At 39.3% G+C, this 24789-nt stretch carries 18 protein-coding genes and 1 tRNA gene; 8 read left to right on the top strand and 11 right to left on the bottom strand.

Going from position 1 to position 24789, the window contains the following annotated elements; translation table 11 throughout:
- Window positions 1-286: 286 nt before the first annotated feature.
- The 6 genes from AB1488_11145 to AB1488_11120 form a co-directional block, all read right to left on the bottom strand.
- Window positions 287-760, bottom strand: a complete 474-nt coding sequence (locus AB1488_11145) for a 4Fe-4S ferredoxin (GenBank protein ID MEW6410644.1) — start codon at window positions 758-760, stop codon at window positions 287-289.
- 62 nt (window positions 761-822) lie between these two features.
- A complete protein-coding gene (locus tag AB1488_11140; protein ID MEW6410643.1) occupies window positions 823-1314 on the bottom strand; it encodes a NifU family protein in 492 nt (163 codons plus the stop codon).
- A gap of 302 nt (window positions 1315-1616) precedes the next feature.
- Complete coding sequence (locus tag AB1488_11135) at window positions 1617-2471, bottom strand: tetrahydrofolate dehydrogenase/cyclohydrolase catalytic domain-containing protein (protein MEW6410642.1); 855 nt, start codon at window positions 2469-2471, stop codon at window positions 1617-1619.
- A gap of 35 nt (window positions 2472-2506) precedes the next feature.
- Window positions 2507-2827 (bottom strand): TusE/DsrC/DsvC family sulfur relay protein, encoded by a 321-nt coding sequence (locus tag AB1488_11130; protein ID MEW6410641.1) that lies wholly within the window; start codon window positions 2825-2827, stop codon window positions 2507-2509.
- Between the two features lie 29 nt (window positions 2828-2856).
- Window positions 2857-3912: a dissimilatory-type sulfite reductase subunit beta gene (gene dsrB, locus AB1488_11125; protein ID MEW6410640.1), complete on the bottom strand. Its 1056-nt coding sequence runs from the start codon at window positions 3910-3912 to the stop codon at window positions 2857-2859.
- Window positions 3909-5126 (bottom strand): hypothetical protein, encoded by a 1218-nt coding sequence (locus AB1488_11120; protein MEW6410639.1) that lies wholly within the window; start codon window positions 5124-5126, stop codon window positions 3909-3911. Before AB1488_11120 ends, dsrB begins: the two co-directional genes overlap by 4 nt.
- 171 nt (window positions 5127-5297) lie before the next feature.
- Here AB1488_11120 and AB1488_11115 point away from each other — a divergent pair, with 171 nt between their 5' ends.
- The gene (locus tag AB1488_11115; GenBank protein ID MEW6410638.1) at window positions 5298-6050 is read left to right on the top strand and encodes a Crp/Fnr family transcriptional regulator; all 753 of its coding nucleotides are present in this window, start codon (window positions 5298-5300) and stop codon (window positions 6048-6050) included.
- A gap of 39 nt (window positions 6051-6089) precedes the next feature.
- On the opposite strand, the gene AB1488_11110 is transcribed toward AB1488_11115, so the two are convergent.
- The 5 genes from AB1488_11110 to queF all read right to left on the bottom strand — a co-directional run bounded on the left by AB1488_11110 (window position 6090) and on the right by queF (window position 12991).
- Window positions 6090-6806, bottom strand: coding sequence for a 4Fe-4S dicluster domain-containing protein (locus tag AB1488_11110; protein MEW6410637.1), 717 nt, complete (start codon window positions 6804-6806; stop codon window positions 6090-6092).
- A gap of 119 nt (window positions 6807-6925) precedes the next feature.
- Window positions 6926-8338 (bottom strand): rhodanese-like domain-containing protein, encoded by a 1413-nt coding sequence (locus AB1488_11105; protein ID MEW6410636.1) that lies wholly within the window; start codon window positions 8336-8338, stop codon window positions 6926-6928.
- Window positions 8339-8582: 244 nt separating this feature from the next.
- Window positions 8583-12509, bottom strand: a complete 3927-nt coding sequence (locus tag AB1488_11100; protein ID MEW6410635.1) for a tetratricopeptide repeat protein — start codon at window positions 12507-12509, stop codon at window positions 8583-8585.
- A gap of 14 nt (window positions 12510-12523) precedes the next feature.
- Window positions 12524-12601, bottom strand: a tRNA-Pro gene (locus AB1488_11095).
- A complete protein-coding gene (gene queF / locus AB1488_11090; GenBank protein ID MEW6410634.1) occupies window positions 12578-12991 on the bottom strand; it encodes a preQ(1) synthase in 414 nt (137 codons plus the stop codon). Before queF ends, AB1488_11095 begins: the two co-directional genes overlap by 24 nt.
- A gap of 85 nt (window positions 12992-13076) precedes the next feature.
- Between queF and AB1488_11085 the strand changes: the two genes are divergently transcribed.
- The 7 genes from AB1488_11085 (at window position 13077) to AB1488_11055 (ending at window position 24728) form a co-directional block, all read left to right on the top strand.
- Complete coding sequence (locus tag AB1488_11085; GenBank protein MEW6410633.1) at window positions 13077-13490, top strand: RrF2 family transcriptional regulator; 414 nt, start codon at window positions 13077-13079, stop codon at window positions 13488-13490.
- 89 nt (window positions 13491-13579) lie between these two features.
- Complete coding sequence (locus tag AB1488_11080) at window positions 13580-14746, top strand: aminotransferase class V-fold PLP-dependent enzyme (protein MEW6410632.1); 1167 nt, start codon at window positions 13580-13582, stop codon at window positions 14744-14746.
- A gap of 87 nt (window positions 14747-14833) precedes the next feature.
- The gene (nifU, locus tag AB1488_11075) at window positions 14834-15331 is read left to right on the top strand and encodes a Fe-S cluster assembly scaffold protein NifU (GenBank protein ID MEW6410631.1); all 498 of its coding nucleotides are present in this window, start codon (window positions 14834-14836) and stop codon (window positions 15329-15331) included.
- Window positions 15328-18966, top strand: a complete 3639-nt coding sequence (locus AB1488_11070) for a translocation/assembly module TamB domain-containing protein (GenBank protein ID MEW6410630.1) — start codon at window positions 15328-15330, stop codon at window positions 18964-18966. Before nifU ends, AB1488_11070 begins: the two co-directional genes overlap by 4 nt.
- Before the next feature lie 190 nt (window positions 18967-19156).
- On the top strand, window positions 19157-21988 hold the full coding sequence (gene bamA, locus AB1488_11065) for an outer membrane protein assembly factor BamA (GenBank protein ID MEW6410629.1): 2832 nt from the start codon (window positions 19157-19159) through the stop codon (window positions 21986-21988).
- 133 nt (window positions 21989-22121) lie between these two features.
- Window positions 22122-23402, top strand: a complete 1281-nt coding sequence (locus AB1488_11060) for an ATP-binding protein (protein MEW6410628.1) — start codon at window positions 22122-22124, stop codon at window positions 23400-23402.
- Window positions 23403-23498: 96 nt separating this feature from the next.
- Window positions 23499-24728, top strand: coding sequence for a type I restriction enzyme HsdR N-terminal domain-containing protein (locus AB1488_11055; protein ID MEW6410627.1), 1230 nt, complete (start codon window positions 23499-23501; stop codon window positions 24726-24728).
- Window positions 24729-24789 lie beyond the last annotated feature (61 nt).

Genomic DNA, 24789 nt, shown 5'->3' with positions numbered 1-24789 from the left:
TTAGTTGTTAGTAAAAACATGTTAACTACTAACAACTGCTGACTAATAACTGTGGATTTTGCTTTGCAAAATTCACTTTGGATTAGTAATTAGTTTCTGAATTTACTAATTTACTACAATGTAAATTAACAAAAGGAAGATTTTAGGTCAAGATGTTTTTTAAAGTAGGAAGTATCTCCAATCTCCTCACCACCCTCTCCCCTAAGGGGAGAGGGCTTCGTCGTGAGCTCAGCCGAACGATCGAGGTGAGAGGAATCAAAAGTTTCAGAGAAGAGATATTTACATTTTAGGAGACCCATTCTTCTGAGAGAATGTCTCCCTGGAGACTCACAACAATGGACTTGATCGGGACCTTTCTTTTTGATGCACTGGCACCCTGCTGTGCAATACTCACCAGCCCCATGCAACATGGAACCTGCATAATCATCACTGTAAGCGTGTTAATCTTTGCGTCGTTAAGCCAGGATGTAACCTTTTCCGCATAGACATCCTGACCTTCGTCAAGTTTCGGACAGGCAATAGCCATTGATTTTCCTTTCAGATAGTCCTTGTGGAAATCAGCTAAGGCGTATGCAACACAGTCTGCTGTTAAAAGCACATCGGCATTCTGATAGTAAGGTGCTTCAGGTGATACTAGATGTAGCTGAATTGGCCACTGCCTGAGCTGTGACTGTCTCTTACCACTTGCTTGCTGAGACCTTGTATCTTTTTCTCTAAAATCCTGCATTGTTGAACTCGGACAACCTCCAAATCCTTTCATTTTGTTACCTCCCTTCAAAACAGAACTCCATCTCCTTCATTCAGGAGTCCATTTTTATACCACTAATATAAAACCGCTTCAACCTTCTCAATCTCAGGCACATTCTTCTTGATAGATTCCTCAACACCTCCCTTCAAAGTCATGCTCGATGATGGGCATACGCCACAGGCACCGACTAAACGCACCTTGACTGTTTTAGAAACCTCGTCAACATCAACCAACTCGACATCTCCACCGTCTGCCTGCAGATAAGGCCGAATCTGCATTAATGTATCCTCCACTTTTTTCTTCAGTTCGCTGCCTAATGCCTTAGTTACCTTTGTCTTTGTGATATTTACAATCCAGTCCTTAGGCCCTTTCTGAACATACTCCCAATTGTAGGAATCTTTGTATTCGCCCTCAAACTGATAATGCAATGGCTTGGGGTCATGATCGTTAATTATTTGAAGCGTTTCTCCTGCGTCCAATTTCGCCCATGCCTCGAATATCCTGTTATGTCGGTCAAAAACTACTATATTTCTTAAATCCAATTTGAATGTTTTTTCTGTAGTCATAACACCCTCCTTTTAAATAAAGAATATATCCCATTTTGAAAATAACACTATGATTTAAATCACAAATGGGAAAATTTTTATGGCAGCTTTAATAGGAATGACTAAATTTCAAGATTTAGACTTGAATCCTGGACACCCTTCCCATCCTTTACAGGGACTTGCCTTTCTGAGGCGACAATCACTGTTGATGCATAGTGTAAGACTTTTAACTTTTGCTATTTCGTTATTTTTTGTATTCTTTGATGACACTATTCTTTTCTTCTGTTTTAGTCCTGTCAATAATATGTTATACCTTTACTATGTCACAATATTTTGGCCTGCATCTTTGCAGCCAAAACTGTGTTATGCATAAGCATAGCGATAGTCGTAGGTCCTGCGCCTCCAGGAACTGGGGTTATATAGGCTGCCTTCTCCTTTACAGCATCAAAATCTACATCTCCAATTATTTTACCATTTGATGTTACATTCATTCCCATATCTATGACCGCCGCACCCTCTTTAACCATATCGGCAGTTATCATCTTTGCCTTTCCGATGTCAACACATAATATATCTGCCTTTTGGCATTTTCCCTTTAGGTCTGTTGTCTTGTTTGAGCATATAGTTACAGTGGCATTCTTTTTTAAAAGCAAAAATGCAAGAGATTTTCCACTATTGTTCCTTTCAACAACAACAGTATGTTTTCCTGCTGGGTTTATCCTGTAATCCTCAAGCATCTTTATTGCTCCATATGGTGTACATGGAATAAAGGAGGGTTCATCATGGATGAGTTTACCAATTGAATAAGAACTACAGCCATCAATGTCCTTTTCGGGTACAATTCTTTTTATCGCATCCTTTTCATCAAGCCCCTTATTAAGAGGAAACTGAAGGAGTATACCGTTTACCTCTGGATCCGCATTAAACCTCTCAATAGACTTGACGAGATCATCCTGAGTTGTCGTACCCTGAATATCATGGACACGGAGATCGATGCCGACCTCCACACAGGCCTTTTCCTTTAAACTAACATACTTCCTTGCAGTTGGATCAGTGTCATCGAAGATAACCGCAAGACACGGATTAACCCCTTTTGTCTTAAGTTCAGAGACTTCCTTTTTAATATTCTCCTTAATATTTGAGGCTACTTTTCTCCCATCAATCAACTGGGCTGACACATTTTTCTTCTTCTTGATTACAGAATATTGCTAAATCAGTTACATCCAGCAGGTTTTGGTAAACCAGCCAGTTTATATGCACCTCTAAGATGTCCTGAAGGGAACAATCTATACATATCCTTTTTGGTAAGTCCAGTTTCCTTGAGGATCTCCCGGCATTGAGGAGACATGCCAGTCCTTTCATAATAGAGTCTGATTGCAGTAATAAGTTTCCAGTGTTCATTTGTAAGTTCTTTAATACCTTCCATCCTTGCAAGATACTCTACGACATTTATATCCCAGCTATCAATATTCAGGAGATAACCATCCTCGTCAAGTTTGAGTTTTTTCCCATGATGTCCTATTAATGTTTCCATCACTTACCTCCTTTGTTGCTTTTTTACATCTACCAACCAAACCTGAGGTCTGATCTTGCAAACTCATTACCATACATATAGCCGTCTATATCCTTAATACTGACCTTAATCCCTGCCTTTCTGAAGAACCTATCCCAGCCGATCCTGTTTATCCACTCCCTTATCCTTTCGTCAGGTTCGGCATCTTTCCTCCATGCATCAACTATCTGTATTACTGCATTAACAGCCTCTTCCCATTTTGGAGGGTTATTAGGCAGATATGGAATCACAATCCGACCAAGGTCAGGACCACTACCTGTATTGGATGCCTTACCTCCTACAGATACTGCAAAACCATCGAGTTTTGGGTCTCCGGTTAATATAGCCTCGCAGTGCATTGTGCAGGCTCCACAGTGTATGCATCTCTCAGCGCTGATCTGGACACTATATTCTCCTTTAGGTTTTATTGCATAAGTCGGACATATAGAGATAACCGTTGGACGTTCGCATATCTTTATTCTATCATCAAGGACTATAGGTAGGTCTCTGTGAACACCTATTATGCCAATGTCAGCCATTAATGCTTCCTCAATATTGGCACAGCCACCGATATTGATTTTCAGCCATGATGGAAGTCTGTGGTTTTTAAATTCATCTATTAGGGCATCACCTAAAGCCTTTGCTATCCCAGGAGAATCAGTGGCTGGTAGGTTACAGTGAATCCAGCTTGGACATGCCATTATATTATGCATGGAATTCTTTGTCCCACCTACGGGAAATCCCTTCGCTTCGACTTTTTCTATAAGTTCCTCTATCTTTTCTGGATTTACATCAACAAACTCAAAAGAGTTTCTCAGTGTGATCCTGAAGTATCCCCCTGAGTATTCATCTGCAAGATCACAGAGCTCTAACATTGTGGCAACGCTGATTCTCGATGGTGGCATAGCAATCCTTACTGTATAGCATGTATCTCCTGTCTCAGAGATACGTTTTATAACACCTGGTCTCATTATTTCATGGGCATCCCATTCTCCGTAGTTTTTTAATACTACAGGAGGAATATTCTCCTCAACAGGCACTACCCCTATTCCACCGATTTTACTCATTTTGCACCTCCCGATTCCTCGACTTCCCAGTGATAGAATGTATTTCTTCTCGGAGATGAGAAATGCATAGTGGTTGGCTCGACACCGCACCACTCAAGGAATCTGTCAAAGCCTACCCTCTGTATCATATCTCCTATCCGTTCCTTTTTCTTTCCGTGGTCATCATAAACATCGCAGATTCTATTAAATGCCTGAACAAGTTCTTTATAATCAGGAGGCGTTATCTTGATAAATGGAAATATCACCTTTCCTTTCATTGGACCAAACTTACCTTTCATCTTACCACCAGCAGTGATAGCAATACCTCTATCATCCCCAGGCTTTATGGCAGGTACACGATTAATACAGTACATGCATCGGATACATCTATTTCCGTCTATTTCAAGTTTTTCTCCATCCCATTTCATAGCATCTGTTGGACAATGGTCACAGACCCAGTTGATGTTACCACCATTCTTAACCCAGTTTTTTAGCCTTTCGTTATTCACATTGGGTAGATCTTTGAATACCCCGATTATGCCGATGTCGCCATGAAGGACTGCTTTACCACATTCGTTAGGACAACCTGACATCTTTGTCTTTATCTTGAAAGGAAATCTCGGATACTGTATATCATCTATGTAATGTTTTGTCATAAAGTGCTTTATCCTTGGCGTGTCAATTAAGGCATATTCGCAGAGTGCTGGCCCCATACAATCAGGTATATTCCTGATCGAATCACCTGCTGAACCCACATCATAGCCAATAGAATTGAGTTCAAGAGTTGCTCCCTTCATAGCATCATCGCTCATTATCCCGCATATCTCAATATTGTAGTTCGTTGTAAGCATATGCAGGGATAAATCACCATATTTATCTGCTATTTCACATATCTTTCTGAAGGTTGATGTCTTAAAGAAATTGCCAGGTGTGCCAAGTACCCTTATGAGATGCGAATGAGGTATGATATCAGGTCTGTTGGATTTCCTGGCGATTGCCCCTGAGCCCAGTCCTGGTACAGAAGACATGCCTCCATGACCCCACTGGGTCAGCTTTTGTCTCATCGCCTCTTCATACATTATGATAGGGTAGCGTGTTCTTTTGAGTTCTTTTGCATGGCTTGGCCAGGGTCCCTTAGAAAGTTCATCCATGAAAGGTGTGTCTATTTCTTTGCTGCTGTTTTCTTTCACAGTACTGCAGATGCTTGCTGTGCTGATTGAAGATAGGTCTGACATATTTCTCCTCCCTTTTGGTATGATGTTATAACTCATTATCGGTTAGTCTCTGAATGTAGTATATGATTTTTGTCACATTTCCATTTCTATAATAAAATCCACACTTTCTTTACTTCTTGCTGAAACATATTGTGACTTGACTTGTGCTCAAAAAATGAAGTAGTATTAACTATGGATAATTGTGAAGCCCTTACATTAGTCCCTTACTTCAAGGGATTAAAAGAGGAAACAATCTGTTCAATTCTCGAATACTCTTATGTAAAAAACCTCCCCAAGGGGCAATACCTATTTATGTCGGACGGAATCTGTAACCATCTCTTCATAATAAAAGAAGGATTGATAGAGATTTTCCAGATGGGTGAGGATGGAAAGAAGATCATTTTGCATTATGCGGGTAAGGGTGCTTTTCTGGGAGACACAATTCTTTTTGATGAAGGCAAATACGGTGCTGATGCTTATGCTGTTAAGGATTCTGAACTCCTCGTCATAGAAAAGAGGAACTTTGAAAAACTAATATACACCCATCCTGAGATCGGTATAAGGATGTTGGTGGATTTTGGAAGAAGGATTAAAAAATTGAAGTCCTTCGCAGCAGAGATAGCGCTTAATGATGTGAGGAAAAGGATTATAAGGTTGATACTGGAGCTCGTGGGAAATGAAAGTGTCGATAGTAAGAATGCCATTATTCTGAACGATGTTCCAACACAGGATGAGATGGCTTTCAGAATAGGGACAGTCAGGGAGGTCTTATGCAGGGGACTCCATAAACTTGAAAAGGAGAATCTCATTAGGGTAAAAAGAGGAAAGATTATCGTATATGACATAAATAAATTAAGGGAACTGGTTCTTGAAAAAGAAGAAGATAGTCTTTTTCCTATAACCCTACCGATGAAAAAACTTGAAGTCCTTTCTGAGGTGTTTTAGAAACCAATTCCCCAAGGAAAAATCCAGGGAGCCGGAGTTTTAAGAATATAATGTTATTCTAAAAAGTTGGCTAATTCCTATTCGTTCAACAAGTGAGCCAACTTTTTCTTCAGGTTTTCCTTCTTTCTTTATAACTTCTACTAATGATTGAAGTATTCTCAGAACCTCTTGCTCTGAAGCAAGGTTTGCTATTGTATCTGACAGTCTTGGGTGTCTTCCAAGCTTTCCACCTACCATTACTCTATAGCCGGTCTTTTCAACAGAAAGTGATGATGTAGGGCATACTCTTGCGCAGTGTCCACACATTACACACCGTTCACAGTTGATAGAGGGTTCAGCATTATCTACAGTTACAGCGTCTTCCTTACATATTCTGATACACTCTCCGCATTCAATGCACTCAGCATCTGTTCTAACAACCTTAGCCTGTCCACTTATTCCAAAGTCTTTTATCTGAGGCTGGCTGCACGAATTGGGACATCCGGAGACTGCTACTCTAAAAATATGATGGTAGTGTATTTTTTTACCATCGAGTTTTTTAAAAATATCAGCTGAGAGCCCACTTAATACAAGTATTTTTTCTATCTTCTCAGCCATATCTCTTGTATTCATAAGGCAATTTGGGCACCCGATTGTTGCACTCTTACAGACCTCTACCTCAAAGAGTTTACCTTCTTCTGAATCACTGACTAAAGAGACATCTACCCTATTCCCATATATTTTCTGTCTCTTTATTTCATTGTATCTGTTTTCCATTGTTTTTCCTATTGAAACTAAGCAGAGAATATATTATTTTGGGGATGATTTTTATGATGCATATCATAGGTCTTTAAAATCATTGCTTTTGGATGATTTTGTAAAGTCTTGCTCGTTGATCATGGTTGGTTTCCTTTTGAGATCGGATAACCAGCCTGTTCCCAACTTCCAAATCCATCTTCATATACTTTGATATTTCCGAACTTAATACCATTGTCAATCAGAATCCTGCCAGCACTCAGACTTGCCGAGCATGTTCCACCACCAAAAGTGCCACTGCAATAAAGAACAATTTCTTTATCTCTGTGCAATTCATCCAATCTATCTTCTATCTCGGCAAGAGGAATGTTGATCGCACCTTTGATATGGGCTTGCTCGTATTCTTCAACATCACGGATGTCAACAAATAGCACATCAGAAAAACTAGTAAATATATAATAAGCTTCTTCGGTGCGAATCCGCACTGGTTCAAGCTCAGGTGGCAGTTTTGGACCGACAATAAGGGGTAGTCCGTAGCTATTCCAGAAAGAAATTCCATCAAGATTCCAGACATTGGTATAACCAATTTTACGAAGATTAATGGCTAGCCAGCCAGAACGATGTCCAGCACCACAGTAAGTCACAATCATTTGTTTCTTCGGAATCCCTTCCAGAAACTTCATAAGTTCCAGATTCTTCTTATCAAATTTACTCTTGGGAAAATGAAGTGCATCTGGGATATGCTCTTCTTCGTATTCGTTCTTTTCTCGGACATCAAGAACGATTATTTTCTCCCCTTTTTGCTGACGCTCAAAGAGTTCTTTTGAGCCAATTCTGGGGATTTCGCCTTTTGCAATGAGTGCCTCATCCACCCATTTCTTTACCTGTGCAAGAGGATAGAAGCCTTCAATAACTTTATCTCCTCCCCAAGGTTCGAAGGTAGAAGAAATAGAGACAGGTTCAAGTAGATAGAATGGTTCAATAACTTTACCTCCAATAAATATCGTTGGTGTTCCTTTTACGCCTAATACCTCTACATCTTCTTTGTCTCTTGAGACCTTTTTAGTCATCAAACCAGAACCGAGACAGGAAGTAAACTTCTGCTCATCAAGACCTAGTTCTTCAACAAATTGTTTAAATGTCCCGATGGAAAGATTTTTTCGATTTTTATAGAAAAGTTCTACCGCTTCAAAAAATTTTCCCTGTTCGCCAAAACATTCTGCTGCTTCTGCTGCTATTTGAGAAAATGGATTAACATCAGTAAGCGGGAAATGGCGGAAGACATATTGAATCTTATCTCCGTAAATAGAACGAATTTCCTTAGCTACTGGTTCGAACAGCGCACAGGCAGGGCACAGGAAATCAGCAAATTCTACTACCTTTACTTTTGCGTTCGCTCCACCAAACCAGCGACTATCTTCGCGGATAAGACGCGACTGGTCTTGCAAAGGAATTATCGGCGATTTTTGACTTTTTTTTAGTTTAATGATCAGGAGAAGCAGGAATATACTAATAATAACTACCACGATAAAAACAATAATGAAAATTTCCATTAAGACAACCTCCGCGCTTTGTAGTCTTAAACAATACCTCTGATAGCTAAAGGTTATGAAATATTGGATGTGTCCCTAAAATCTTCCTACTAAAATCTTCAAAATCTTCATTAACTACAGAGATATCTACCTTTACCTTCTTTTTCAACTGAAAATACCTCAATCTAAGCAAATATATAGTAAGGATGAGGATGTTTTATGTCAAGAAGTCTTTAAGGATGTTACATTTGTCCAGTCCATTTGCTTACTCAGGTTTTCCTACTACCACAAAGGCTCCCCAGAAAAAGGGATTTTGCCTCTTTTTCATTATATTTATTTTTGCCTGCCTTAGCGCCTCTGCCTTGGATTTTCCTTGTGCCATGAAGGTGTAAAACTTTGTCATAAGCTCTGTCGTTTCTCTGCTTGGCACACTCCAAAGGCTCATTACAACTGTCTTCGCTCCTGATAGGATAAAAGACCTCTTGAGACCAAATACCCCTTCACCATTCTGTACATCTCCTACTCCGGTTTCGCATGCTGACAATACCACAAGGTCTGTGCCTTTTAGTCTTAATCCAAGTATCTTCTCAGCGCTCACCATCCCATCATCCTTGCCCTCCTTCAGGGATGCATTCACCCCTGCAAGGACTATCCCTGAACGAAGCATCGGGTTCTCGATACCCACTTCAGGAGGACTTTCTCTTTCCATGGAGGCAGATCCTATCTTCTGGATGTGTCTTACCTCTTCATCTCTTAAAAAATACCCGTGGGTGGAAAGGTGTAATACCCTCGGTGATTCCATTGAAAACAATACCTCTTCTATCGCTTTTCTATCCTGGTAGTTATTCACTTTTAGACGGTATTGCTCTTTTAATATCTTCTCTATGTTATCTGCTTCTTGCTTTGTATCTCGCAGTCTTGGAAACTTTAGCCCTCCTGCATCTCTCGATACGGTTTCCCTCACTGCCTTTGTCACCTTCATCTCTGCTGCCACCTTATCTTTTTCCTTTAATCCCATGTTATAATCAGGGTCTGCCATGATAAGGGCTTCTCCCTTGCTGACAGTTGTATCTATAAACTTCACTATATCCCTGCCTGCTGATATGTAGTTAATGAGATAATCTTCCATGAAATATTTGCCTTCAGATGTTATGAATACTTCAAATGGTATAAGATTAAGATTACCATCAGGGCTTATGTAAAGTTGTTTTTTACCTTTTAAATATGGCTCTAATGGTTTTATAACTATGTCATACAATGCCTTTGCCTCTTTTTTTAGAATGTTTTCTTTAGGCGGTTGCCTATAGATTAAAGTCAATTTTATCTCGTCATGGTATGCCTTGATATGCCTATCAACGGATTCTGCATCCTTTACATCTATGAGTTTAACTACCGGTTCCTTCTCTGGTATAAGGACAAATAAAAGGTATCGGGACTTTCCCCATTTCCCCACTTTAAAGTCATAAATATTTATCCTTGCAAAGTCTAAATAAACCGAATCCTTTGGGAGTATCTCTGAAATCTTTTTTACATCTGACCTTCCTGCCATCTTCTCAAGGGCAAAGTCCTTGCTCAACTGGCTTAACTCCGATTCAAGTTCTTCTTTTTTCTTCTCAAACTCTTTGAGTCTCTTTTTGTATTCTTCAAAATCCATCTTCTCTGGCTTAGAAAACTGTAGCCTTGCTAACCCTCGCCTTACATTTGTCAGTTCCTCAAACCTCTTGCTGATTTCAGGGTTATCTGAATATGTGAGGGCATCCATATATCTACCCTGTGCTTCCATCACTGCACCTTTCCACCTGAGCCAGGCATTGAAGGTATCGGTTATGGCTGAAGCGTCTGATTGCATGTAAAGGGCTGTATGTGTGATAAAACCATCTATATTGCTAACTGATTGTTTCATATAGCCAAGTTTTTGTCTTTCTGATAAAACCAAGAAGAGATTCTCTCTTATTGTTTCATGTATGGATATTCCTCTTTTAAAGAGTTGATGACTCTCGGTATATCTTTTGAGATTTGCATAAAGCTCCACCAGATCGAAGATACTTCCTGCTACCCTGTAATGTTCCTTACCGAATACCTTTTCTCTTATCTCCAGTGACCTTTTATACAACGGTTCTGCTTCTGTATATCTCTCTGTGATTTGATAAAGCAATGCCAGATTTTCGAGAACTGTTGCTACTTCAAAATGTTCATTGCCAAAAGTCTTTTCTTTTATCTCCAATGCCCTCTTGAACAGCAACTCTGCCTCTTCATATCTACCTGTGTTTTTATAAAGCAATGCCAGATTATTAAGATTTGCTCCTGCATCTGGATGCTCCCTGCCAAATACTCTCTCTATTATATTTAATGACCTTTTAAACAATGACTCTGCTTCTGCATATCTGCCTGTGGCATTATAAAACAATGCCAGATCGTTGAGATTTGATGCTATATTGGGATGCTCATTGCCAAATGTCCTCTCTCTTATCTCTAATGCCGTCTTGAATAATGGTTCTGCTTCTAAATATCTACCCGTGTCTTTATAAAGCAATGCCAGATTTTCAAGGCTTTGTGCCACCGTAGGGTTTTCTTTGCCAAGTGCTCGCTCTCTTATTTCTAATGCCCTCTTGAATAATGGTTCTGCCTCTTGATATCTACCCGTGTCTTTATAAAGCAATGCCAGATTTTCAAGGCTTGCTGCTACATTAAAATGCTCTTTGCCGAATGCGTTCTCTACTATATTTAATAACCTTTTAAACAATGACTCTGCTTCTGAATATCTTCCCATTACCCGATAAAGCGATGCCAGATTATTTATGCTTGTTGCCACATCAGGGTGTTCTTTGCCCAATACCTTCTCCCTTATCTCTGATGCCCTCTTATACAACAACTCTGCTTCTCTATACCTGCCAGTTTCTTTATAAAATAATCCCAGCCTGTTAATGCTCACCGCCACATCAGGGTGTTCTTTACCAAACGCCTTCTCTCTTATCTCTAATGCCCTTTTAAGCATCGCCTCTGCCTCTATATATCTCCTCATGTCTTCATAAAACGCTGCAAGAAGAGTAATTCTTATTGCCATATCAGGATGTTCCCTGCCAAATGCCTTCTCCCTTATCTCTAATGCCCTTTTTAACAAGAACTCTGTTTCTGCATATCTCCCTGTGGTGTTATAAAGCCATGCTATATTTTCAAGGCTTTCTGCTACTTTTGGATGTTCCTTACCTAATGCTTTTTCCCTTATCTCTAATGCCTTCTTTAACAGAATCTCTGCTTTTTCATACTTACCTGTTGTTTTATAAAACCATCCCAGATTGTTGAGGCTTGATGCTACATCAGGGTGTTCCTTGCCCAATGCCTTCTCTCTTATCTCTAATGCCCTCTTATATAACGGCTCTACTTCTGCATACCTATCCATAATTCTGTAAAGCACTGCCAGATTATCAAGGCTTGCTGCCACATCAGGGTGTTCCTTGCCTAATATCTTTTCCCTTATCTCTAATGCTCTTTTATACAATGGCTCTGCTTCTAAATATCTCCGTGTGTTTTGATAAAACACTGCCAGATTCCTAAGACTTGTTGCTACATCAGGATGTTCCCTGCCAAATGCCTTTTCTCTTATTGCTAATGCCTTCTTGAATAATGGTTCTGCTTCTAAATATCTCCATGTGTTTCGATAAAGCACTGCCAGATTATTAAGACTTGTTGCTACATCAGGATGTTCCCTGCCCAATATCTTTTCCCTTATTTCTAATGCCTTCTTAAGTAGCGGTTCTTCTAATGCGTATCTTCCGGTCTCTCTATAAATCTCTGATAGAATGTCAAGAGTTTTTGCTATAATCAGATGCTCTTCGCCTAACACCTGTTCAAAGATCGCCAAGATCCTTCTTAACAATGGCTCAGCATCTGCATACTTCCCTGTGGACTTATAAAGCAATACGAGATTGGTAAGGCTTATTATTGCCACATCAAGGTGTTCTTTGCCTAATGACTTTTCCCATATCTCCAGCATCCTCTTTGCATAAGGTATCGCCTCTTCGTATCTTCCTTCTTTGTAGAGTTCTATTACTTTTTGATTAAGCACTTTTACTTCGTCAAGCAGAGATGTGGTTTCACGAACCTCAGGTGCAAGGTCTTCTCCTATAACTCGATTTGGAAATAGCGGGAACATAATGAACACAATCAAGATAATTGTTGTGAACTTTTTCATGTGTGGTGTTCTGCTGGTCGGGGCGAGAGGATTTGAACCTCCGACCCCCTGCTCCCAAGGCAGGTGCGCTAACCAGTCTGCGCTACGCCCCGATCTCTCCGTCTTTTTCTTGGATACCGAGCCTCTATAATTGATTTAATACCGCCCCTCGGATTAAATTCTCCTTTGACTGTTGCCGATACAGGTTTACATGCCTTCACTATGTCATTGAGGATGCGGTTTACTGCATTTTCATAAAATATACCTATGTTCCTGTAAGCATTTATATATACTTTGAGTGATTTCAGTTCGATACAGAGTTTATCAGGCATGTAGTTTATCGTTATTGTTCCGAAATCAGGCAGACCTGTCTTTGGACAAACAGATGTAAATTCAGGTATTACGATTGTGATTTCATACCCTTTAAACTGATTATCCCAGCATTCTATCTCTGGAAGTGTTACCCTAAGCCCACTCTCTGCATGCTCTTTCGTATAATCCATTTTAAAATTATAACATTTATTTTTCCTGAAAATCATCCCTAAAATAATACTTGACAAAATTAGTAAACTATAGTATTTTAACACCATGCTTCGTCTTTCGACAAAAGGACAGTATGGTGTAAGAGCGATGTATGAGATTGCGAGGAATCATGGGAAGGGTCCTGTTACTATAAAAAATATATCTGAGAGACAGAAGGTCTCGATCCCTTACCTTGAGCAGATACTCAATAAGTTGCGGAAGAATGGGCTTATTCAGAGTGTCAGGGGACCCGGGGGTGGTTATGTGCTCAGTAAAGGTCCTGAGCAAATCAAGATTGGGGAAATACTTTCTACGCTTGAAGGGCCGGTTGCGATTTCTACCTGTCTGGATCCGTCTGCTCGGAGTGAAGAATGCACTATGGTTGATATATGCGTTACAAGACTCATGTGGAAGAGGCTCGGTGATAAGATAGAGGAGTTTTTAAATGAGACAACGCTTGCTGATCTTATTTATCGTTAACAAAGAAAGAGATTCTTCGTCCCGATAATTCGGGACTCAGAATGACACTTTAGGGTTGGGACGAAGCCCCAAAGAGTCGGGAGGTAACAATGCGTAAGGTGTATATGGATAATATAGCTACAACCCCATGTCATCCAAAGGTTGTGGAGGCGATGCAGCCGTATTTCAGGGATATATTTGGCAATCCCCAAAGCGATCATGAGTTTGGCTGGAAGGCAAAGACGGATATAGAAGAGGCAAGGGTAAAGGTAGCAAATCTTATAAATGCAGACGCTGGTGAAATAATCTTTACCTCTTCTGCCACAGAGGCAAACAACTTTGTGCTTAAAGGAATTTCTCATGCGTATGAGAAAAAGGGGAGGCATATAATTATATCGGCTATAGAGCACCGTTCAATGCTTACTCCCTGTAAATTTCTTGAAAAATCAGGCTCTAAGGTAACATACTTGCCTGTTGATAAATACGGGATGGTTAATCCTGACGATTTAAGAAAAGCGATTACGGATGAGACAATCCTTACATCCATCATGCTTGCAAACAATGAAATCGGGACTATCGAGCCTGTAGTTGAGTTGAGTAAGATTGCAAAGGAGAAAGGGATACTATTTCATACCGATGCTGCTTGTGCAGTCGGGACAATACCTGTTGATGTAAACGAACTAAATGTGGATCTTATGTCTCTTACAGCGCATAAGTTTTATGGACCTAAAGGTGTCGGAGCCCTCTATGTAAGAAAAGGTGTAAAGATTACACCACTTATCCATGGAGGAGTACAGGAAAGGGGTAGAAGAACAGGTATCGAAAATGTTCCAGGTATTGTAGGATTCGGTGTTGCCTCAGAACTTGCAAAGGCAGAGATGAAAGAAAGGAATAAGCACCTTATTTCATTAAGGGATAGACTCGTAAAGGGAGTACTTGAACGAATAGACCATGTCTATTACAATGGACATCCAACAGAGAGACTACCCAACAATGCAAATTTTGTTATAGAATTTGTTGAGGGTGAGGCTATGCTTCTTTCTCTCATGAACGAAGGTATAGCAACCGCAAGTGCATCAACATGCACCATGATGTCGCTCGAGGTTTCACATGTGCTTACTTCGATAGGTCTACCAGCACATGTGGCAAATAGTTCTCTTGTATTCAGCCTTGGTACAAACAATACAGAAGAAGATGTGAATAGGGTACTTGAGGTACTACCTAAGGTAGTTGAGAGATTGAGGTCTATGTCAGCGATATATCCAGGTAGACAATAATTAGTTTAGAGTTCGGAGTTTTAAGTAGTTGTCCCCGAACTCAAAACTCATAACTCTGAACTGTAGTTAAGGAAGGAGGGTAAAAAGATGTATTCAGAATTGGTGATGGAACATTTTAGTAATCCAAGAAATGTTGGTGAAATACCCGATGCCGATGGTGTTGGAGTAGAGGGCAATCCACTCTGTGGTGATGTGATGAAGATATCTATAAAAGTTAAAGATGACCGCATCGATGACATAAAGTTCAAGACATTCGGATGCGGAGCTGCAATCGCTGTAAGCAGTATTATCACAGAGATGGTAAAGGGTAAGACACTTGAAGAGGCGCTCTCAGTATCGAAGGAGAAGGTGTCCGAAGAACTCGGAGGTCTTCCACCAAACAAGATGCACTGCTCAAATCTTGGTGCAGATGCATTAAGAAAGGCGATAGAAGATTACAGAAACAGGAAGACTCAGGCGCCCACAGAGGTGACCGAAAAAGTGGCTGAAATGAGGGAACATATATGCCCATACTGTAATGGAAAAACTGAAGAGACATATCCCCTCTGTGGTGTATGCGGGGCAGATATAAAGAGTGAAAAGTGAAGAGCAAGACAATCGCCAGGATATTACTTCTTTTTATTCTCCTCTTTATAGCCGCGGGGACACTTATCTTCAGAAGCGACTATATTTCTGAAAAGGCAAAAGAGGTCATAGTCGCCGAAATCAAGAAAGCTACAGAAAGGGAAGTAGGTATCAAAAAGGTTACAGTTAACTTTTTCCCACCATTTGTTACCCTTGAGGATGTAACACTCTACGATAAAGATGGCAGAATCATAGTCTTTTTAAAGAAGGTGAAAGGAAAGATAAATCCAATCAGGCTATTTAAAAAAGAGATAATGGCAAGGAAGCTCGATATAGATGGCTTTGCTATCTCTGTAGAGAGATACCACGATGGCAGATTGAATGTTATTGATGTCTTTGAGTGTATAAAGAGGTATGTCGCGTCAGAACAGGAAATCCCATTAAAATTGGTTTTCAAAAATATTGAACTCGAATCAGGGACATTCAATCTTACAGATAAAGATATATTGGTTGAGGGGAAGATTGATAGCCAGATGCGGGTAAGAGACAATATGCTATGGTTCGATCAACTAAAGGTTGCATTTGACACTATAAACAAACTTAATCTTAAAGGAAAAATAAATACCACTACCTCCTTTTTAGACCTTGACTTCAAGGCAACTCTATCAGTGCCCTTTCTAACAGATTTACTGAAAAAAGATGTGTATAAAGATGAAATTGATGGCGTTATAGATGTAGTGGGAAAAATCGAGGGGAATTACCCTGAGTTGAACTCTAAAGGGACACTCACATTAAACAATGGTAGACTTTTGGATAAAGAAGTAAAGAAATTTGAAACCGCGTTTTCATTCAGAGAGAAAAGACTCTCACTGTATGATTTCTCAGGCAATGTAATGGGTGGTAGTATTTCCGGCGATGCAGGTATCATTTTTGAAGACCCAGCAATATACTGGGTGAAGGTTGATCTCTCGGGACTCAAGGGAAACGACCTTTTCCCTGGGTATGGTAGCTTCTTATCATCCGTGAGTTTTCATATAGATGGCAGGGGTAGTGGAGGAAATCTCAGGGGTAATAGCTGGCTAAAAAATGTGAATACATCGATAGCGGTATCAGGAGATGTTAACCTCAAAACAGGTGCACTTTCACTATCCATAGAGGGCAATACTGATAATATTGGTGATTTTATTGATCCTGCATTCAAAGGTGTTAGAGGTTCTCTTAGCCTTAAGGGTGAAGTGAGCGGTGCATTTAAAGAGCCATCCTTAAGAGGCGATATAATCCTCAAAGATGGGCAGGTTAAGGGTGTACCCGTTCATGGAGTGGGTGAGATACAGTATACACGTGGAATAATCAAGGTTCACAGGCTTACCCTTAAACAGGGAGAGGGTGTTTACTCGTTCAACGGAGATATAGACCTGAGGAGCAAGGATGGTAAATTGTCATTTGCTCAACCTCGATTCAATGCTACCGTGAAGATGAATAATTGTGACCCGGTAGCGGTCGTGATGATTGTTTATAAAGGGCTTCCAATACATACATCTGTTGATGGACAATTCAACTTTAAAGGTGGATTTAAGGACTTTGAAGGTAAAGGCACACTGTCCTTAAGAGGTGGGGAGGCATATGGACAGGGTTTCGACAGGGCTACGATCTCTGTTGTATTAAAAACAAAGGAGATAGAGTTTCCATCTGTGATGGTATTCAGAGAGAACAGGGCTTTAAAAGCTAAAGGAAGGATGGGGTTTAATGAGCAATTTGATGCAGAAGTACAGGCTGATAGGGTAAAGTTAAGCGATATTGATGCTGTAAAGAAGAACCTCAGATTTGATTCTGCCTTTTCTCTATCAATCTCTGGTAGGGGTTCATTTGATAGCCCTGTTATAAGTGGAAAAACAGTTATCAGTAAACTTACCCATAAAAAGAGGGATTTTGGTGGAGGGTTGCTTGAGTGGCATATAGAGAAGAAGAGATTGAATGTCATTCTTTCGTTATTAGATAAGGGAATAAGAGGCGATATAGAGATGCAGTTTATACAACAGCTTCCATGGAAGGCTTCGGTGGTCATGAATAAAGCAAGACTCGACCCATTTATAAATGAATTCTCAAAAACAGATGGGGTCCCCCAAAAATCCAAAGATTTTTTTGGGGTTTTAGTTACAGGAAAGATAGACGCAAATGGATATGCACTGGATATGAAGACGATGAGTCTCATGGCAGAGATTACTTCGCTATCTTCCGATATCTATGGGTACAGGGTAATCAATGATGGACCAATAACCTTCAACATGAAAGGAGGCAACCTCAGAATAGGTCTGTTTAGATTAAAAGGTGAAGGCACATCCCTCGATGTAGATGGATGGGTGAAGGTTACAGAGGGGTATAACCTTAATCTTAATGGAGGCGCAGAACTGGTATTACTGAGACTTTTCAGTAGTGAGATAGAACAGATAAGTGGAAGTGCTCAGATAGCTGTTGCTATCAGTGGAAAATGGGAGAATCCTGACATACAGGGAGGAGTAATTATACAGAACGGAGTTTTAAAATTTAAAGGTATGCCACAGAGAATAGCAGGCTTGAGGGGTGAGATGGTTTTAGATAAGAATAAGATTGTATTAGAGAACCTTATGGGGGGGTATGGTAGAGGTGGAGCAAAGATTTCTGGGGTGGCATATCTAAAAGGTTTCATACCATACAGGTTCTATGCACAGATTGCAATAAAAGACATAGATGTAATGTATCCAGAAGGTCTAAACATGCTTCTTGATGGAGATATTATCTATGAAGGGACGCCTAAAACACAGAGGCTGAGTGGTGATATAAAGGTAGTAAAGGCGGTATATAACAAAAGGATAGAATGGAAAAGCTGGCTGATAAAACTGACTAGGAGGCAGGAACCTCCAAGGACAGAGGTATCTACCTTTGGTGATACAGAACTGAATCTGCGTCTTACTGGTAAGGAGAATATATGGATAGATAATAATGTAGCAAAGACACCCATCACAGCAGACCTTATTATTAGAGGAACAGTTAATAATCCACAGATGCTTGGCAGATTGACTTCTTCTGGAGGGACAGTCTTTTTCAGGAGCAATGAATTCAGGATTATATCTGCTACAGCAGATTTCATTGATCCAAAGAGGATATATCCAGTATTCAATCTAAATGCAGATAGCAAGATAAGAAACTATCTTGTTCGTCTTGTCCTTTCAGGACATCTCGACAGGTTTGACCTTTCACTCACATCCGATCCACCACTGTCTGATCAGGACATACTGGCACTTCTTACTGTGGGTCAAACAAGCAAAGGGTTACGGGGAATAGAGGCGGGGGTAAGTGCCTCAGAAGCGGCTTCATTTGTTACAGGGAAGATTCAGGATGTGATAGAAGAAAGGTTAAAGGATATAGTAGGGTTTGACCGTTTTCAGATAGACCCTTATGTGAGTCGTTCTGTGACATCGGGCTCTCCAAGGGTGACCGTAGGCAAAAGATTGCTTGCTGATAAACTTTATGTTACCTATTCTACAAATATAGGGAGTGCTGAGGAACAACTCCTGCAGGTGGAATACATATTCAGTAAGAGATTTTCCCTTATAGGGATCAGAGATGAGCAAGGGCAGGTTGGCGGTGACATAAAATTCAGGTTAGAATTTAGGTAAGGAGGGTTCGAGGATTCAAGGATTCGAGAGTTCAAATAAACCCCGCACTCCTTGCTTCCGCAAGGGGCATTCTAATGGTATCTTTTGCACCACTTCATCCCCACTCTTCCGAGTGGGGCATTTTGTGGTGCGGGGTAAAATAAAAATTCAATCACTTGCCCCCTTGCCCCCTCGAATCCTTCTTTTGACTTTGAGCATTCTCCTCTTTTTTGTATATTGTATCTATCCTTCATCTACATCTGGTAGTAATCCTTCAGAAACACCATTTACCCCGTTAGAAAGCCCCACCCATTGGGGTGGGGATGAATATAAAACTTTTCTGGAAAGGGTAGAGTTTAAAGCCCCACCCTTTCTAACGGGGTTTACCAACGAAAAAATAACATCAATAGAGGTTGAAGGACATGCGAGCCTACCTTCTGATGTGATCAAATCTCTTATGGGAATCAGAATAGGGGAAAACTTAGATAAAAAGAAGATAAGTGAGGGAATAAAAAGGCTGTTCCATAAAGGCATATTCAGGGATATATCTGTAGATGTAACGAGGCAGGCTGATGGATTGAGACTTAAATATGTAATTACAGAGAAAACTATGGTAGATGATATTTCTTTTACGGGTAACAGCAATATAAGAAGTAGCAAACTCAGAGAGGTAATGGCCATCAGAGAAGGAGAAGAATTTTCAGAGGCAAGGCTTCATGATTCCATGAAGGAGATAGTGCGATTTTATGAACGAAAGGGATATAAAGGCACGAAGGTCAGTTTTCAATCAAAGAAGACAAAAAAACCTTATAGGATAAATATAATCGTTAATATCACAGAAGGAGCCGAGATAAGAATAGCTGATATAGGTTTCGGTGTGGACGAATCAAGGATTATTTCTTTAATGAGTCTTGCTCGTGGGGATATTATGAATATGGACATTTTGTTGGAGGATATTAAGTCGATCAAGTCTTTTTATATAAGTGAAGGCTATATAAATCCTGTGGTAGGACCACCGGAAATAATCTATAAAGATATAATGGCATATATAAAGATTCCTGTGGCGCTTGGAGTAAAGGTTGATTTTGAGTTTTCTGGGAACACTTCTTTTTCCTCAAAAAAACTCTCTGATGAACTAAAGGGCGTTTATACAGATAGAAGTGATGAAATCGAAAACCTTATTGAAGATAGTATAAGGAGCATAACCAAGTTTTACAGGGATAAAGGATACTATTTTGTCAATGTATCTGCTGACCAGAAATCAGAGGCAGAAAGTCGGATAAAAATACTGTTTAATATAAATGAGGGCAAAAGGGTTTATATTAAAGGAATAACATTTGAGGGTAACAGGGCTATCAGTTCTGATAGACTGAAAGAACTTATTGAATCCAAGAAGAAAGGAATCTTCAGTGGAGGTATATTATCCGACAATACCATGGAAGATGACCTCAGGAAGATTATAGAGCTCTATAACGCCCTCGGGTATCTCAAGGCTGAGATTACTGAGAAAGATATCAGATTCAATCCAGATAAAACAGAGGCTTACATAAAGATAAAGATTAAGGAAGGTGTGAGGACAAAGGTTAGCAGTCTGAAGGTGATTGGTAACAGGTTGTTCTCGGATAAGGAACTACTGAATCATATATCAACGAAGGAAGGAATGCCATACAATGAATTTAATCTCCTTGAGGATAAATACAGTATATTAGCGCTTTATTCAAAGAAGGGTTATATATACACAGATGTAGTTCTTGAACGACAATTCGCAGAAGATTATTCATCTGTAAATATTACGATAATAATAGAAGAAGAAAGACCTGTAAGGATAGGAAAGGTAATAGTCAGAGGCAATTACGATACGACGGAGGATGTTATAAGAAGAGAGATTCTGGTGAATGAGGGTGATCTATACGACTATGAAAAAATATATAAGACCCAGCAGAATCTATACAGGCTTGGAATCTTCAGTGATGTAAAGTTTGAGCCACTTGATCCTGACAGTAAAAAACATGTGGAAGATATGATTCTAAGTGTAAAAGAGAAAAAGGCTGGTGCTGTTGAATTCAGTGTCGGTTATGGGGATTATGATAGATTCAGAGGTTCGATCGAGATACTCCATAAAAACCTGCTTGGCTCTAATAGACAGGTAAACCTGAAAGGCGAGATGAGTGACATTGAAAGGAGATATTCACTTGGTTATAGACAGCCATGGTTTTTGAACAAACATATGGACTTTAAGGGTTCTTTATTAAGAGAATATAAAAGGGCGATAAATATTGATACAAGAGAGATAAGATACGAATTTAAAAAGATAGCAGGAACATTTGGTTTAGAGAAGCCAATTACAGAGAAAATAAAAGGTGCAGTTTTTTATCAGTATGAACTGGTTGAAACATACAATATAAAGCCAGGGGCTATACTTGCGAAGGAAGACAGAGGAACTGTCGCCATTAGCAGTATTAATCCATCCATTTTTCTGGATACGAGAAATGACCCATTCAATCCATCAAAAGGAACATTCAGTGGCATAACACTCAAATATGCGACGCAATTCCTTGCCTCAGAGGCGGAGTTTTATAAATTAACAGGTATAAGCAGCTGGTTCTTTGGACTTAAAAAGGGAGTTGTATTCGCAGTATCTGGTAAAGGTGGTATAGGTAGAGGACTGGGTGATTCTAAGGAAATACCGTTAGTGGAGAGGTTCTTTCTTGGTGGTAGAACTACTGTAAGGGGATACGACCAGGATTCTCTCGGTCCTAAAGGATCAGATGGGACACCAACAGGTGGAAACGCATATGTATCTGTCAGTAGCGAATTACGATTCACTATTGCAGGAGGTTTTGGTGCTGTTGTCTTTATGGATGGTGGAAATGTATGGCAGACCAAGGATATCATTGGTATAAATATGAAATATACCACAGGACTCGGCATAAGATATAATACACCTGTAGGTCCACTCCGCCTTGATTATGGGTATAAACTGAGAAGAGAAACTGGAGAGAGTCGCGGAGAACTTCATTTTACACTAGGCCATGCGTTTTAAGTTGAAAGTGTTCTGGCGACATCTTTCACCATTTGTAACCTGCTAAGACCAGAAAGACTACTTTCATTTTACTTCGATTAGAATAAAATTTGCTCTTGACTACAAAAATAATCGTGCTAAAATTGTAGTTGGGATGGAAAAAAATCTTATTAAAAGAGAAATATTTCCTCAAATAGTCAGACATCTTCATAAAGAAGAAGTTACGGTTATTACCGGGGCACGCCAAACTGGTAAAACAACCCTTCTTTTACAATTAAAGGATTATTTGATTAAAGTAAAAAAGATTAATTCGTCAAGAATCAAAGTCTTTAATCTTGATTTGTTCAGTGATTTAGAAGGAATAAGAAATCAAACCGATTTTATCAAGTTTCTTCGCGAAGAATTAAATAAAGAAAAATTTCTTTATGTATTTATTGATGAAATTCAAAGGTTAGAAAATCCCGGTAAATTTTTAAAAGGAATTTATGATTTAAATCTGCCATTAAAATTAGTTGTTACTGGATCCTCATCATTAGAAATGAAATCAAAAATTTTTGAGTCTTTAACAGGGAGAAAAAAGGTTTTTCATATTTGGCCATTTTCTTTCTCGGAATATCTTTCCTGTCATGATCCAATGCTCTCAGAATTAATTAAGAAAAGAGCTATCTCTACTATCCACAAGAGAGTAATTTTTGACCATCTTCTTGATTTTATTATATTTGGAGGTTATCCTCGTGCTGTTTTGGCTAAAAGCAAAGAGGAAAAGATTCAAGTGTTAAATGAAATTTATTCTAGCTACGTTGAAAAAGATATTGTTGGTTTTATAAAAATTAAAAATCCTCTCACTTTTTCAAAATTGGTTGCACTTCTATCTAACCAAGTCGGTAGTCTAATCAATCTCAAAGAGATAAGTAATACCTTAGGAATTAATTATCGAACTTTAGAACACTACTTATCAGTCCTCGAGAACACTTTTGTTATTAATATCACCAGACCATTTTTTACTAATATTCGGAAGGAACTTACCAAAATGCCTAAGATTTATTTCGTTGACAATGGTATCAGGAATCTTGCTATTAGATATTTTGCTAAATTCTTAGATAACCGTGACAAAGGAGAACTTTTAGAAAATTTTGTTTTTTCTTCTTTATTAAAGAAAGGAGATATGATAATTAACTATTGGCGGACTAAAGATAAAAGTGAAGTCGATTTTATTTGTAGGGATTATTATGGAAATACAATTCCTCTGGAGGTGAAGGCGAATGAATTCAAGAAACCAGAAATTAACAAAGGGCTCAGGTCTTTTATAGAGAAATATAACCCTGCAAAAGCATTTTTACTCAATCTTTCTTTAGAAGAAAAGATAAAATTTAAAAATACCAACATCGAATTCATTCTCCCATATAGCATAGAGAGGATTTTAATAAAAGAATAAACATGGTACTGAGAAAAGAAAACAAAGGAAATTTGGACTATAGGAACATGGCTGAATATAAGTTGAAGATTCCAGAGTGGCTCAAAGGAGACTCATATGACAGAAAGGGGGTATAAAACAATAATAGAGATAATAAGTGATGGTGATGGTGAAAGAGAAGGGCTTTTTAAAGTCGGTGAGAAAAAGATTGAATATTCAGCTATCAAAAAGAGCTATAACATTACCGACCCTGAAGAACAGGTTAGAGCATCTTTTTACTATGAGCTAATCAAAAAGTATCAATATCCAAAGGAGCGAATTGACCTTGAGGTTATCGTTCCCAGAAGGGAACCCACGGATAAGGCAGATATTGTAATTTATGAAGATGATGAGAAAAAGAAGCCTTATATCGTTGTAGAATGCAAGAAAGATGGTATCTCTCCGGCAGAGATAAAACAGGCTATCGAGCAAGCCTTTGGAAATGCCAATTCTTTAAGGGCAAAATACACTATCCTTGTTGCTGGCAATGTCAGGATAGCCTTTGATGTTGCCAACTTCCCATCTGAGGAAAGAGAAAAGAATATTATTGCTGATATACCTATTCGCTATGGGAAAGTCATCAAGTTTAAGTATCGTAAAGGTGATGCACAGTGGGATTTAAAAGAGGTAACAAGGGACGAACTCCTTGCTAAATTTCAGCAATGCCACGATACATTATGGGAAGGTGGTAAAAGAAATCCTGCAGAGGCATTTGATGAGATGAGCAAGCTCATGTTCTGCAAAATCCACGATGAGAGGTTTCTTACCAAAAAAGGAGAACCTTATCAATTCCAAATTGGAACTCATGAGACAATAAAAGAAGTGGCTGAAAGGATAAGGGGAGTTTATGAAGATGCTAAAAAACGAGATATAAATGTATTTTTAGAGCCAATGAAGGTTGAGGACCCAATTATTTATAGTGTAGTAGAGGTATTGCAGGGAATATCTTTATGGAAAACGGAACTTGATACTAAAGGCGAAGCTTATGAGCAGTTTCTTGGTGGTGTTTTTAAAGGAACAATGGGACAATACTTTACTCCTCGCCCTATCGTAAAATTCATGGTAGATTTTCTTGAGCCCGCAGATAAAGACCTTGTGATTGACCCTGCATGTGGTTCGGGTGGGTTTTTAATCTATACCTTAGAAAAAGTAAGAAAGGACTTAGAAGAAGGGCTTGATTCTAAAGATGCCGAATATAGATGGCGGGAGTTTGCACTGAAGCAGGTCTTTGGCATAGAGGTAAATGTCGAGTATCAGCGAAATTCCCCAGTTAGTATCAAAATAATTCCCCACCTGGTATCAGAATAATTCCCCAGTTAGTATCAAAGTAATTCCCCACTTTTTCCACAATAGTGATATAAGATTTCCT

This window comes from Nitrospirota bacterium (genome assembly GCA_040756155.1).
GTDB lineage: Bacteria > Nitrospirota > Thermodesulfovibrionia > JACRGW01 > JBFLZU01 > JBFLZU01.
Note: the sequence above shows the minus strand (reverse complement) of the source record. Positions and strands in the feature narration are given on the sequence as shown.

Bases quoted from the DNA above. Each gene is read 5' to 3' on its own strand.
- AB1488_11145 (MEW6410644.1), bottom strand. From the start codon at position 760: ATGAAAGGATTTGGAGGTTGTCCGAGTTCAACAATGCAGGATTTTAGA.
- AB1488_11140 (MEW6410643.1), bottom strand. From the start codon at position 1,314: ATGACTACAGAAAAAACATTCAAATTGGATTTAAGAAATATAGTAGTT.
- AB1488_11130 (MEW6410641.1), bottom strand. From the start codon at position 2,827: ATGGAAACATTAATAGGACATCATGGGAAAAAACTCAAACTTGACGAG.
- dsrB (MEW6410640.1), bottom strand. From the start codon at position 3,912: ATGAGTAAAATCGGTGGAATAGGGGTAGTGCCTGTTGAGGAGAATATT.
- AB1488_11120 (MEW6410639.1), bottom strand. From the start codon at position 5,126: ATGTCAGACCTATCTTCAATCAGCACAGCAAGCATCTGCAGTACTGTG.
- AB1488_11115 (MEW6410638.1), top strand. From the start codon at position 5,298: ATGGATAATTGTGAAGCCCTTACATTAGTCCCTTACTTCAAGGGATTA.
- AB1488_11110 (MEW6410637.1), bottom strand. From the start codon at position 6,806: ATGGAAAACAGATACAATGAAATAAAGAGACAGAAAATATATGGGAAT.
- AB1488_11105 (MEW6410636.1), bottom strand. From the start codon at position 8,338: ATGGAAATTTTCATTATTGTTTTTATCGTGGTAGTTATTATTAGTATA.
- AB1488_11100 (MEW6410635.1), bottom strand. From the start codon at position 12,509: ATGAAAAAGTTCACAACAATTATCTTGATTGTGTTCATTATGTTCCCG.
- queF (MEW6410634.1), bottom strand. From the start codon at position 12,991: ATGGATTATACGAAAGAGCATGCAGAGAGTGGGCTTAGGGTAACACTT.
- AB1488_11085 (MEW6410633.1), top strand. From the start codon at position 13,077: ATGCTTCGTCTTTCGACAAAAGGACAGTATGGTGTAAGAGCGATGTAT.
- AB1488_11080 (MEW6410632.1), top strand. From the start codon at position 13,580: ATGCGTAAGGTGTATATGGATAATATAGCTACAACCCCATGTCATCCA.
- nifU (MEW6410631.1), top strand. From the start codon at position 14,834: ATGTATTCAGAATTGGTGATGGAACATTTTAGTAATCCAAGAAATGTT.
- AB1488_11060 (MEW6410628.1), top strand. From the start codon at position 22,122: ATGGAAAAAAATCTTATTAAAAGAGAAATATTTCCTCAAATAGTCAGA.
- AB1488_11055 (MEW6410627.1), top strand. From the start codon at position 23,499: ATGACAGAAAGGGGGTATAAAACAATAATAGAGATAATAAGTGATGGT.